Raw genomic sequence first — 12,374 nt, forward strand, 5'->3', positions numbered from 1 at the left:
GTGCACCAAACGTCTACTCAGCGTGTTTCTCTCAGTATTTCACACCTTGGGCTTGAATGCCTGGGGGAATTCACACAATGACCAGATTAGTTAGCGGGCACCGTCTCTTCAGCAAGATCCTGGCCATTGGTGTCGTCGAGGTCAACGTCCCACCGCAATTGGTCATCGTCCTCATCCAATTCCAGCTCGTCGACGATCGCTTCATCATCGCGTCCCTGAAGGACTTGCTGAGCTGCTTCAGCCGCGGTGACCGTGGCTTGTTCGGCTTTCTGCGTATCGTCGTCATCGCCGTCGTCTTGCTCGGTCTCGGTGACCTGACCTTCTGGAGTGATCACCAACTCATAAAGAGCACCCGAAGAAACTACGTCAACTTCATAGCTTGCACCAGAGTCCTCGCGATCCACTGCAATGACCACCCCATCACTATATTCATTCAGTGCCGCATCAATCACGCCGAAGACCGCGTCCTCGCTTTCCGCGGTACCGTTTGAGTCGTTGGCACTACTAGCGTCATCATCCTGATCATCGCTGTCTGACTGGTCGTTTTCTTCCACCTGGCCATCAGCGTCGGCACCAGCATTCTGGTTGTTCGCCTCGGTCCCAGAGTCTGCGCTCTGCTCAGCGGGGGCATTTGCTGAAGTGTCGGTACCTTGTTCTTCGGTCGAGCAACCTGTCAGCGTGGCCAGTCCCAGAACGCTAAGCCCCAGAACAGTGGTGACATGGCGGGTAGTGGTAGTTGTCATCATCAGAATCTCCTCCTTGCGGGATTACATCTCGTCGTGATTCTGTTTTGACCCGAGGATGCTATTCCCCCGGCTGATGAGTCTGAACGTATCGAGAGTTTGTGAGAAGGCTATGAGAATTGATGCGTATGAGGCCTAAACTGACACTCATGAGCCCAACGATTCGCCCCGCGCGTCCGCAAGATACCGCCGAAATCCTTCAGATGATCCAGGCCCTTGCCGTGTACGAGAAAGAGCCTGATGCCGTCCGCAATACTGCCGAGCAGTTGCAAGTCCATCTTTTCGGCCCGCACCCTGCCATTTTCGCCCACGTCGTTGACGCGCCCGGTCCCAGCGACGGCCGGCTAGCTGGATTCGCATTATGGTTTTTGAACTATTCCACGTGGGAGGGGACGCACGGAATCTATCTCGAGGACCTCTACGTGCGTGCACAACACCGTGGCCAGGGATACGGCAAGGCGCTACTACAGCATCTGGCCAGTATTGCCGTAGCGCGCGGTTACCGCCGGGTCGAGTGGTCAGTGCTGGACTGGAACCAACCCTCCATTGATTTCTACCGCCACCTCGGGGCCTACCCCATGGATGGCTGGCACGTCTTCCGGCTCGATGGCCCCGCACTCCAATCGTACGGAACTTCGCAGGATTCCAACCGGCCAGAGGCGTAAATTAGGCATTCGGCGCGTAGTCAGTCCCAGCTCCCCGCAACCGGATCGACGGAATCAACACACCGTCGGGGTCTGTCTCGTGGCCTGTGACCGTGGGACGCGGTTTACCGCAAGGCAAGGACTCCGACGCCGCCGTAGCCACAGATTCGTTGACCTTCTGAGCCGGCTGGGGATCGGTTGATACAGCAGCCAGATGCGCAGCACGGTGTGCTTTGAGCTCGTCACGTAATTGTTGTGCATCTTCAGTGCCCACGATAGAGAATCCGCCATCGACGATCATGTCAAGATCTTCTTCAGCCGGTTGCCCCTCTGAGGTGAGATAGTCTCCCAAGAATAATGAGTTAGCCACATGGAGCGATAGTGGCTGTAGCGAGCGCAAGTGCATTTCTCGACCACCCGCGATCCGCAGTTCGCGGTCAGGACACATAAACCGCACCGCGCACAGGATGCGCATGCATTGCTGTGGGGTGAGATAATTGGTCCCTGCAAGAGGGGTGCCTTCAAAGGGGATCAGGAAGTTGACCGGAATCGAGTCTGAGTCGACGTCCCGGAGCGACTCAATGGTTTCGATGATCTGCTCATTGGTTTCGCCCATACCCACAATCAGACCCGAGCACGGTGACAATCCAGCATTTCGGGCCTTACCGACAGTATCAACGCGGTCAGCAAAGGTATGAGTGGTGCAGATATTGCCGTAATGTGACTCAGCGGTATTGAGGTTGTGGTTATAGGCATCTACTCCTGCTTCTTTCAATCGTTCCGCCTGCCCGTCTTTGAGGAAGCCCAAGCAGGCACACACCTCAACACCGGGATTGGCCGATTTGATGTCCTCTACCATCCCAGAGACCTTCTTAATGTCTCGATTCGAAGGCCCGCGTCCGGAGGCCACCAAGCACACGCGCGATGCTCCACCGGCGAGCCCGAATTCAGCTTGTCGCCGTGCTTCATCAGCATCAAGCCAGGAGTACTTGAGAATCTCGGTATCTGACCCCAAACGCTGTGAGCAATAACCACAGTCTTCAGGGCACAGACCAGACTTCAGGTTCACTAGGTAGTTGACCTTGACCTGGTTGCCAAAGTACTTTCTGCGCAAGCGACTCGTAGCGCTGACGAGCTCCATCAAGTCAGTATCTGGACTGGTCAAAATTTCCATCGCGTCGTCAGCGGAAATGACTTCACCGTTTTCAACGCGGTCTGCGAGTAATCCGTAGTTGAACACTGTTCAATCCTTGAACACTGTTCAGGAAATGTCAACCTCCTCACACAAACGGCACGCTTGCCTCCACCGCTCACCTGTGGCGAAATCTGGCGCTAAAGCAGCTCAAAGATACCAATTCCTGCGATAACGACACCGAAAATTGCGGTAAATCCCGCGCTGGAGGATGTCGCCTGTTCAGAAAGTAACTCGTCGAGCGTCGTCAGGGGCCCGGAGACTGTCTTCGGGAAAAAACACCGCCCCAGCGCCAGCAGTAAGGCTGGCATAATCATCACCACACAATACAGGGCCAGCAGACTAGCCGATTGCCACAGACTCAGCTCCTGAGCGACCAAGATGCCGATCGCCGCCAGATAGGGAAGCATGGTGGCCACCTCCAAAACCACTGCTGTCAGAGCGAGGCTTGTCATTAAGGACGCCGATTTCAACCCCGAACTCTCGGACTGCATGATGTGGTCTCTGATTCTCCGCAAGACGCCTGGGCCTCGCTTCGGCGCCTTCCGGACGCGGTTTCTTCGGCGATCACGCCACATCAGAAACACCCCAATCATGACAGCCAGGGCCCCGATGAACACCAGAATCCAAGAGAACCCCTCCGATTCAAATACTGACCGGTACCGAGCAAACAGAGCGTCAGCACCTAATAGGAGGGCCAGACCAATCGCGTAGTAACTCAGCGCCACGACAGCTAGGTAGGTCGCAATACGACCAAAGCGGAACTGTCCCGGTGCCATCGTCAACCACACCGGAATGAGCAGTGTCCCGAAAGCCGTGGAGTCTAAGAGCGCGAGGCCACCAATCACGAGGAGCAACATCAAGGGCGAATATACCAATCAGGTCAGCGGAACAGTTCAGAACGAGCTCCGGGTACAGGACTCACGCGATACCGAGTTCATTACCTACCATCCCCCAGGTTTCGTCGGCAGTGTTCTTCTGCTCTCTGACTCTGTTACTCGGTGAGACCTGTTGGTGTTCCTTCTGACGCTGTAGTGCTCTCTGATACATCTGCTCGTTCATCACTACTGGCATCGTCTCGTGGCCTGGCATCGGGTCCATCCCCTGAGACTTCATCCAGTCGAACGCCCGACGCATCAACACGTCCAACTGCATCATCGTCTCCTTCTGCCACTTCAAGCTCTGTCTCTCCATCTCTTCCAGCTTGAACGGTCGCACTCGTTCCCGACGCAACTGTACTTCGTGGCTGATCACGATCGCCTTCAGATAGTTCCTGAATTCCTCGGTCACGTCCTGAAACCTCGGAAGTTCCAGTGCCCGATCCAGCACCGACGGAAACTCCCCGTCCACTGTCTCCTCGTGGTACATCTCCACCAGAGACTGCAGATACGGGGTCTCCTCCAACGGGTTCTGCCACACGTTGGGATCCTCGTCCCATGCGTCCTGTTGGGCCTGCCACCGATCGTGTTTGCGTTGCATCACGATCGGATCCCCGAACCGTTCCTCCCACAGCAGTTCTGGTTCGATCCTGGGTTGGTTCATCCTCGGTTCTGGTTCAATCTCGGGTCGGTTCATCATCACTTCCTCTCCGAGTTCTCTGTCATCTCAAAAACATGACATATCTGAATAACTTCTTGGTTGACATAACGCCACAGGGATCGTTTGATGTCAACCCCTCGAATCTCTTCTTCAGTTCGAGCCGGGTTCATCACAGAGTGCTCTCGTGTGCCGGGCTCAGCGTAGAGTAGTACCTCGAGGCGACACCGTATCGTCATCAGCCAGTCCGTCCCTTGTTCCGCGCTGATCCGTTGCGGTAGTCTTTAAAGTGTCTGAGACCACAGTCGTATGGGGTAGCGACATCCGGATCGATCTGAAGGAACGAGCGGTTGGATCAAAGCAAACACCCGAACGAGAGCTTCCTGGAGTGCTACTTCGTGACCGGACGAACCGTGCCCCACCCCACTCCCGAGCCAGATGAAGCTGAAATAGAAGCGATCGTGGATATTGCTCGGCGCGCGGTTGCTGGTGGCGCGGGCATCGTACAGGTTCGGAGTAAGCCGATTAGCGTCCGTGCCCTGACCCGGCTTTCGGTCAACATTGCAGTTGCGGTCGAAGAGGTCAACCCGCAGACCAAAGTGGTCATCGATGATCGCGTCGATATCGCAGTCGCGCTGATGCCAGACCACCATGTTCACGGAGTACACCTAGGCCAAGATGATTTGGACCCCAGACTCGCCCGGCGGGTCTTGGGGCCTCAAGCCATCATCGGACTAACCACCGGCACACTGCCACTGGTTGAACAGGCCAACGAGTATGCCGATGTCATTGACTATGTGGGCGCTGGGCCCTTTCACCCAACACCTACCAAGGACTCCGGACGCGAACCCTTAGGGCTACAGGGTTATCCCGCACTCGTCGAGGCCTGCCGAGTTCCGGTGGTAGCCATCGGTAGCGTGCGCGCCGAGGATGCGGGCGATTTGGCCGCCACGGGGGTCGCCGGTGTCGCTATTGTACGAGGCTTCATGCAGGCTGAAGACCCCGCGGCCGTTGCCCAGGAAGTCAACCAGGCCTTTGCAACCCGGGGGATCACCCGATGACGACGAACGCCTCCGCTACCCGCCTTCTCTCCCCCGTTGGGCACCTCATCATTGGTGCCGGCATTATTGGGCTGACAACCGCAATCGAGTTGTTACGCCACGGGGTTCCCGCTCAAGACATCGCGCTCGTCGACGCCCACCCCATCAGTGGTGCCTCCCGCGTGGCTGGAGGCATGCTCGCCCCGGTGGCGGAGGTCCAATATGGACAAGAAAAGCTGTATCCGCTCATGGCGCGTTCGGCTGAACTCTGGCCACAGGTGGTGGACTGGATCCGGGAACGCACCACACTGCCGACAGGATATCGGTCCGAATCCACGATAGTTGTCGCCGCTGATCGGGCCGATGCGGCCCACGTATCTGAGCTCCAAGCGCATCAGACCCACCACGGCATGGACGTCCGCCGCATCACCACACGCCAGGCCCGGACCTTAGAGCCGGGACTTTCCCCGCAGTTGGCGGGGGCAGTGGAAATCCCGGGAGATCACCAGGTCAATCCACGATTGTTTTGTGTGGCATCGCTTCAGGTACTCCAAGAAGCCGGGGTGCGACTGATAAAGCAACGGGCAACGGCACTGACCTTTGACTCGGCGCGCTGTACCGCGGTGCGCCTGTCCACCAATGATGTCGTCGAGGTCAGTGGGAGCGTCTATGTCTGCAATGGCCTAGGCGCCCAGCATATCGCCGGTGTGCCCGTCTTGCCGTTGCGCCCGGTTTGGGGCGACCTAGTGCGTTTGGCGGTTCCAAACGACCAGCCGGCCCCAGTTGATCGCGTCATTCGCGGTTTCGTCGAGGACCGCCCTATTTACGTCATTCCGCGCACCGATCACACGGTTGCCGTGGGCGCCACCAGCCGAGAAGATCACCGCACCCGTGCCGGCGTCGATGGGGTGTATGCGCTGTTGCGGGATGCGATTCGTATCGTACCGGGGCTGGAGGAGTGCGAATTTATCGAGGCCCTCGCTGGGGCTCGACCGGCCACCCCGGACGATCTCCCGCTGCTGGGCACGGTCGGGTCCAACGTGATCATCTCGACCGGTTATTTCCGCCACGGGATTTTACTCTCTGCGCTCGCCGGACAGGCCAACGTGGCCCTAGGGTTAACCCAAGACACTTCAAAATTTGCACGGAACGACGCAACGGATAAGGTAGGCATTGACATCAGTGCCTGTGCCTTGGAACGGTACCTGTAAAGGAGAATATGCCCGTGTTGTATACGGTCAACGAGGAACAACGCACCAGCACTACTCCGCTGAGCATCGCGGATATTGTGCACCACGAAACATCTTCATCCGGGGCAACTGCCGCAGCTACAGCGGATGCACAAGGCATCGCGGTCGCACTTAATCGCACTGTTGTCCCGCGGAGCCAATGGGAATCACAGCAAGTCAGCGATGGTGACGACATCGACCTACTCGTTGCCGTGCAAGGTGGTTAAGCACATGTTGGAGATTGCAGGACGGTCTTTTAACTCCCGGTTGATCATGGGGACCGGCGGTGCGACGAGCCACGAGCTGTTAGAAAAATCCTTGGTCGCCAGTGGCACAGAGCTGACCACAGTTGCTATGCGTCGTTATCGCACGTCACACAGCGCCGATACTCCGTCAAGCAACCGCGGCGAGAGCGTCTTTACGTTATTGGAACGACTCGGCATTGCGGTGTTGCCCAATACTGCCGGATGTCGCACGGCTAAAGACGCAATCCTTACCGCTCAGCTGGCACGTGAGGCTTTAGGGACGAACTGGGTAAAGCTCGAAGTGATTGCCGATGATCGCACGTTGCTACCGGATGTTGTCGAACTGGTCGACACCTGCGAGATGCTCGTGGCTGATGGGTTTGAGGTTCTGGCCTACACCAGTGATGACCCCGTGGCGGCCAAACGACTCGAGGACGCCGGAGCCGCTGCGGTAATGCCGCTCGGGTCTCCCATTGGAACAGGGCTGGGAATTCTTAACCCCCATAATATTGAGCTGATCTGTGCCCGCGCCCAGGTTCCGATCATTCTGGATGCAGGTGTGGGCACCGCCTCAGATGCAACGCTGGCCATGGAACTTGGCTGTAGCGGTGTGCTCTTAGCCAGCGCTATCAATCGTTCCCAAGATCCGGTGACGATGGCACAAGCTATGAAACGTGCGGTGGAATCCGGCCGCCTGGCCCGGGAGGCCGGCCGGATCCCCCTCCGCAACCATGCCGAAGGCGCTCTGGCTAGTTCGACCTTCGAAGGCCTTGCCCGGTGGGATGAGAACTGGGCACAAGAGATGCTCTAGTGTGATGACCGAGCACAGTCCCCAGCCTTTTCGTAGTCTGCCAGTTCAGGAGCAACGACGCACCGCTCGCCACCTGAATCTTCCCGATTTCGGGCCCGCCGAGCAACAACGCCTTCATGACGCTAAGGTGCTCGTTGTAGGTGCTGGCGGACTCGGTAGCCCCGCTATGCAATCGCTGGCAGCAGTCGGGGTCGGCACCATCGTGCTGTATGACGACGACACCGTCGATATCACCAACTTGCACCGGCAGATATTGTTCAGCACAGCCGACACGGGCCGACCAAAAGTCACCGTCGCTGCCGAACAGCTCCGTCGTTTGCAACCGGACATCAGAGTCGAAGAACATCGCGAGCGTCTCACTGCGGAGAATATTCTCGATGCTTTGGCGCACGTCGATGTCGTACTGGATGGTTCCGATACTTTTGCCACCAAGTACTTGGTCGCCGATGCAGCCGAGATCACCGGCACCCCGCTGGTCTGGGCGACAGTACTGCGATACAGCGGACAGCTTTCCGTCTTTCAGACGGGAAAAGTAGGTCTGAGGGATCTCTTTCCAAACCAACCAAGTGGAGACGCCATACCGGATTGTGCTTCTGCAGGTGTCTTAGGAGCAACCACAGCAGTCATGGGTTCTTTAGCCGCAACCGAGGTCATTAAGGTGCTCACCGGCATCGGTCGCCCACTGCTCGGCTCCGTACTGTCCTATGACGCATTGAACGCCACCACCAGCACCTTTAACGTGATGGCAGATCCGCAACGCAACCCAGTCACGGCAGAACAGCTTGGTACGACCCCAAGCACCTGCAGATCAAAAACTGTGTGCCCGGACGGCGATGCCCACACCCGTACCCCCTCTGAACGCCGGCGACTGTTGGACCGCATTTCGCAAGGAGACGCTGTCGCGCTGGACGTGCGCGAATACCACGAAACCTTGCTGGACAATCTCGCAGCGCTAGGACCACACAGTCGCTCCAGCCGCCTGGCAATGTCGGAGTTGACTTTGCCAGACGGCACACTTGAACAAGATGCCCCGCAGGTCCGAGATCTATTCTCCCGTCACGGCGAAGCAGACATCGTCGCGTACTGCGCTTCTGGCAAACGCAGTCAGCGGTTTGTTGAGGCCTACGCATCACTCGCACAAGCACACGGGGTCACACTGATCAACCTTCCCGGAGGAGTCTCGGGCTGAATCGCCCGGCACACGAGACATCAGCGCCGGTGGTATCACCTCACAAGCTATCTATCCCCAAGCATTATCTCGGACGACCTGACTACTCGGCGGTATGTTTGGCGCGAAAAATGCCGATATGTGACGGGAAAAATCATAGTCAGAGCGAGTATCAGGTCAGCTTCAACTTATGAATCAGCCTCTCCACGTTACTGTTACCGGCGCCGGGGGTTTCCTCGGTAGCCACGTCGTTTCCCAGCTGGAAACAGCCGGGGAAAAAGTCACCGCGCTAGCGGATGCCAACGATTGCGATATCACCGATGCCCAGGACGTGGAGCAAACCATCGGGCCCTGCGATGTCATCATCCACTGCGCAGCGATGGTGACTATTGAAGACCAGGTGAAACCGCAGGTACGAGCCGTCAACGTCGAAGGCACCGCCAATATCCTGGAAGCGGCGCGTCGTCACCAGGCTCGTCTGGTGTATGTGTCGTCCGTTCATGCCCTCACCGAGGCTCCGACCGGCGTCGTGATGGAAGAACCGGAGTCGTTCGACCCCGACACCGTCTTCGGTGGGTATGCCAAAACCAAAGCCGAGGCAGCGGCCCTTGTCATGGAAGCTGATGACGTCGATCGGGTCATCATTCATCCTTCAGGGCTGTTAGGCCCGAACGATCCCGGGGCAACAAACCTGACGACACTGGTGCAACGCCTGGTGGATGGAGAACTGGGAGTGGTGGTCAAAGGTGGCTATGACATGGTCGACGTGCGTGACGTGGCCGCTTGCGTGGTCAAAGCCTGTCGCACCGGTTCGGGACCCTATCTGGCAACCGGTGGCTACATGAGCCTGCGTCAACTCGGACGGATTGTCACCAACTTGGTCGATCGACGTGACCCCCTGACATTGCCGTTGTGGGTGGCTCGGGCAACAGCGGTGCCGGTCAAAGGTGTCGCGCGTCTCTTCGGACGGCCCCCGCTATTTACCAAGTATTCTCTCTATACCCTGAGCTCAGGAAACCGTTTCAAAAATGCCAAGGCCCGCCGTGAGCTGGGGTTCGAGCCTCGTCCACTGGAAGAAACCTTGAGCGATATGGTGGACGAGCGACAGTCGCAACAAGACTGACGCGGCCTTCCTCAAGCACCTGAAGCACCCGCCCTGTCTGTTTCTCGTCGGGCCTGTCCTCGGTAGTCAGGAGGGGCCCGAGGCATGATGCCGTCAGGACCGGCCCCATTGTGAGGCGAATGTCGCCATGATCGACACCGATCTCAAAATTTCAGGGTGAGATGTCGACCACAACTTTATGTTGTCCGTGGTTTTCCGTACGAATGAAAGGACCAACGGTTCATTACCGATACCGACCGCTACCACAAGGAAGTGATCACCATGGGACCGTTCATCGCGTTGGTCATTTTGGGTGCCATCACGCTCTTTGCACTGTTGGGGACTCGCCCTATCTCGACGCTGTTGACTCTGCTTCAGCTGGGATTGTTTTTCTTGGCAGGATTCACCATCATCTATTCAACCGGTGCTGAATATCCGGCATGGGGCCATGCTGTCCTCTACTCAGCCGGATGGATCTTGATCACAGCGTGCCGTTCCGGACTGATCGGGGCCCTGATGAGAGACCGATGACACTGCACAGTCCACGTCCGAGATCGCCACGAAGCAAGCACCAGAAAATTTCAACCTGAAACGTCCTCGTTCCAGTGCTCCGGACGAGGACGTTTCATTGTCGTTGTATTGGCCTCCGGCTGAAGCAGACGCAGGTTCGACGCACGAGAAAGCGCCCACCACTAACGGGCGGGCGCTTTCTCCGTGCTCATCTAACGGCCGCCCGGTTCCGAACCATCCTCCGGTGCCCGCTTAGTCTCAGTCTGGCCAGGTTCCCCTCCCTCAGTGCTGGCCTGCTGCTGTTCAGCAGCAAACTCGTCCGAGGCATCATGGGGCGAAGGCTCCGCAAAGAGACCGTCATCTTCTCCCTTGAAGAAGTCCTTCGTGTAGATGAGCAGGCACAGAATGATACCTGCCACAAAGCCCCAGCTTGCTCCCATGGTGGCAAGAATTGCTGCGGTCACCCCAGCGATACCAAGGTCGGTTTTCGAGCGTGCCTCGGTAATACCAACTCGAATTGACACAAAGCCCTGCACCAGCAGGGTCAGTACCAGTGCGACCCCGAGCACCGGCTCCATCAACGTCACGATCGGCAAGAGCCAAAGACCCGTATTCGTTCCCAACCGGAACGAACCCGCCCCGCTGAAAATCGATTGCATCGCCTTCGGGCCCTTCTTGTACCGCTCCGAAGTTGTCACGTGCATGGCAGCCCAAAGCGGACCACACATCGCGGTGTCGGGCCCGAAGATACTCATCAAAACGTTTCGACCACCGAAAATCAGGTGCCCACGGTTGGGGTTATAGCGAACGTTCTCATCGGTACGCACCACGTTTGCTTCGTCCAGCACAGCGCGTGCCTGCAGGACATCGCCGAAGACGACGATGTAGGCAGCCAGCACCGTGGGAATTGCAGTGAGGAACATCCCGATCGGTGGCATACCCAGACCAAACACCGTGTATTCAGTGAATAGCGTGTTGAAATCAGGGGTGCTGAAACCCCACTCGACTTCAGGCCAAGGTACTTCGTTAAACAGCGGAGCGATAACCACAGCCAGGAGCATGGCGGGCAGAATGCCGAGGCTACCGATGAAAGCCAGGACCCCGGATTTACGTTGCCACATCTGGAAGTGTTTTGAGTACAACAAGAAAAATGCGATACCGACGCAGATAGTGATCGTCCAAGGGAAGTCCTCAAATTGCCCGCCCGCGGAGAAGACTCCCTGCACGGCTGCTAGTCCAGCACCGACGACGATGCCGGCGCGCAGTGCGTTCGGCACGAATCGCACCACCTTTGAGGCGAGCCCCGTGACACCCAGCGTCAGCGACAGCACCCCCAACACCAGCTGGAACGAAACCAGCGCATGGACCCGCTGTTCCACTGGGAACGATTCAAGATATAGCGCCAACAGTGGAATCGCTGGGGTGATCCAGCCAGGGACGACCGGGTCACCGAGCATGTGATGGGTGAGGTAGAGCAAGCCGTTGAGAATCACGATCGCAAGCGCAGCCTCAAACGGCATTTCGAGCAGCTCGGTCATCAACGGAATGGCGGAGAGGTCAACCGCACACATTACGAGACCCTGCGTGTAGTCTCGCCATTCAAATCGGTAGTGCAAGAAGGGTAGCCGAACGTCAAACGGTCCCGCCTTCCACGGTTTCGCATATCGACGCGTCATCATATAACTCCTCTATGCCATGACGAAACGCCGCTCTTCGGAATGGGTGTGAGGCGAGATCGGGTTTCGCAGTGGGTGTATTTGTATCCTGAGAGACTTCGAGGTCCTGAAGAATCAGGGGCACTGAACCACACGATTCCACGGACCTCGACGACGTCTGATTCTAGTTCCTGCTACCGTGGTACGGATAATTACTGCCAGCACTGTGAGGTACTACTCAAATCGATCTGGCTTGGCCTGGGGCCAGAGGCGTCCGCACCCCGATAACGACCTCGTGAGAAGGCACGCCATCGTCGGTGGCCGAATACCTAGCCCGCCCCCTGAGAACTCGAGATATAAACAGTTAAGGCGCACTAGCCCACCTTGTTCGGTCTCAAGATAGCGTCTCAGACGGTTGCAGGGTGCTAGTAGTTGCTTACGGCATTGGTTGTGCCCAGTTACTGGGGGAGGGAACCTTTAACGCAAAACGTCCCCGCCC

General features: G+C 57.5%; 13 protein-coding genes. 8 read left to right on the forward strand and 5 right to left on the reverse strand.

Translation table 11 applies throughout. From position 1 onward, the window contains the following. Positions 1-86: 86 nt before the first annotated feature. Positions 87-746 (reverse strand): hypothetical protein, encoded by a 660-nt coding sequence (locus DYI20_RS02910; protein ID WP_110098729.1) that lies wholly within the window; start codon positions 744-746, stop codon positions 87-89. 146 nt (positions 747-892) lie between these two features. Between DYI20_RS02910 and DYI20_RS02915 the strand changes: the two genes are divergently transcribed. Beyond that, positions 893-1,408: a GNAT family N-acetyltransferase gene (locus DYI20_RS02915; protein WP_110098730.1), complete on the forward strand. Its 516-nt coding sequence runs from the start codon at positions 893-895 to the stop codon at positions 1,406-1,408. Between the two features lies 1 nt (position 1,409). On the opposite strand, the gene bioB is transcribed toward DYI20_RS02915, so the two are convergent. The 3 genes from bioB to DYI20_RS02930 form a co-directional block, all read right to left on the reverse strand. Further along, positions 1,410-2,561 (reverse strand): biotin synthase BioB, encoded by a 1,152-nt coding sequence (bioB, locus tag DYI20_RS02920; RefSeq protein WP_243857746.1) that lies wholly within the window; start codon positions 2,559-2,561, stop codon positions 1,410-1,412. A gap of 158 nt (positions 2,562-2,719) precedes the next feature. Continuing rightward, positions 2,720-3,439 carry a GAP family protein gene (locus DYI20_RS02925; protein WP_110098732.1) on the reverse strand — a complete coding sequence of 240 codons (720 nt, stop codon included), beginning with the start codon at positions 3,437-3,439 and terminating at the stop codon, positions 2,720-2,722. Positions 3,440-3,500: 61 nt separating this feature from the next. After that, a complete protein-coding gene (locus DYI20_RS02930) occupies positions 3,501-4,121 on the reverse strand; it encodes a hypothetical protein (protein WP_146206459.1) in 621 nt (206 codons plus the stop codon). A gap of 344 nt (positions 4,122-4,465) precedes the next feature. On the opposite strand from DYI20_RS02930, the gene DYI20_RS02935 reads away from it, so the two are divergent. The 7 genes from DYI20_RS02935 to DYI20_RS02965 all read left to right on the forward strand — a co-directional run bounded on the left by DYI20_RS02935 (position 4,466) and on the right by DYI20_RS02965 (position 10,241). Beyond that, positions 4,466-5,176, forward strand: a complete 711-nt coding sequence (locus tag DYI20_RS02935; RefSeq protein ID WP_208392244.1) for a thiamine phosphate synthase — start codon at positions 4,466-4,468, stop codon at positions 5,174-5,176. Beyond that, complete coding sequence (gene thiO / locus DYI20_RS02940; RefSeq protein ID WP_122548833.1) at positions 5,173-6,366, forward strand: glycine oxidase ThiO; 1,194 nt, start codon at positions 5,173-5,175, stop codon at positions 6,364-6,366. Before DYI20_RS02935 ends, thiO begins: the two co-directional genes overlap by 4 nt. 8 nt (positions 6,367-6,374) lie before the next feature. Further along, positions 6,375-6,611, forward strand: coding sequence for a sulfur carrier protein ThiS (thiS, locus tag DYI20_RS02945; protein ID WP_199446204.1), 237 nt, complete (start codon positions 6,375-6,377; stop codon positions 6,609-6,611). 4 nt (positions 6,612-6,615) lie between these two features. Beyond that, complete coding sequence (locus tag DYI20_RS02950) at positions 6,616-7,440, forward strand: thiazole synthase (RefSeq protein WP_122548834.1); 825 nt, start codon at positions 6,616-6,618, stop codon at positions 7,438-7,440. A 4-nt stretch (positions 7,441-7,444) separates the two neighbouring features. Further along, on the forward strand, positions 7,445-8,629 hold the full coding sequence (locus DYI20_RS02955) for a ThiF family adenylyltransferase (protein ID WP_183145585.1): 1,185 nt from the start codon (positions 7,445-7,447) through the stop codon (positions 8,627-8,629). A 169-nt stretch (positions 8,630-8,798) separates the two neighbouring features. Then, positions 8,799-9,731 (forward strand): NAD-dependent epimerase/dehydratase family protein, encoded by a 933-nt coding sequence (locus DYI20_RS02960; RefSeq protein ID WP_122548836.1) that lies wholly within the window; start codon positions 8,799-8,801, stop codon positions 9,729-9,731. A 261-nt stretch (positions 9,732-9,992) separates the two neighbouring features. Beyond that, positions 9,993-10,241, forward strand: a complete 249-nt coding sequence (locus tag DYI20_RS02965; protein ID WP_147472508.1) for a hypothetical protein — start codon at positions 9,993-9,995, stop codon at positions 10,239-10,241. A gap of 191 nt (positions 10,242-10,432) precedes the next feature. Here DYI20_RS02965 and DYI20_RS02970 read toward each other — a convergent pair whose 3' ends face one another. Continuing rightward, a complete protein-coding gene (locus DYI20_RS02970) occupies positions 10,433-11,899 on the reverse strand; it encodes a permease family protein (RefSeq protein WP_208392243.1) in 1,467 nt (488 codons plus the stop codon). Positions 11,900-12,374 lie beyond the last annotated feature (475 nt).

The organism is Auritidibacter ignavus, assembly GCF_003703835.1.
GTDB lineage: Bacteria > Actinomycetota > Actinomycetes > Actinomycetales > Micrococcaceae > Auritidibacter > Auritidibacter ignavus.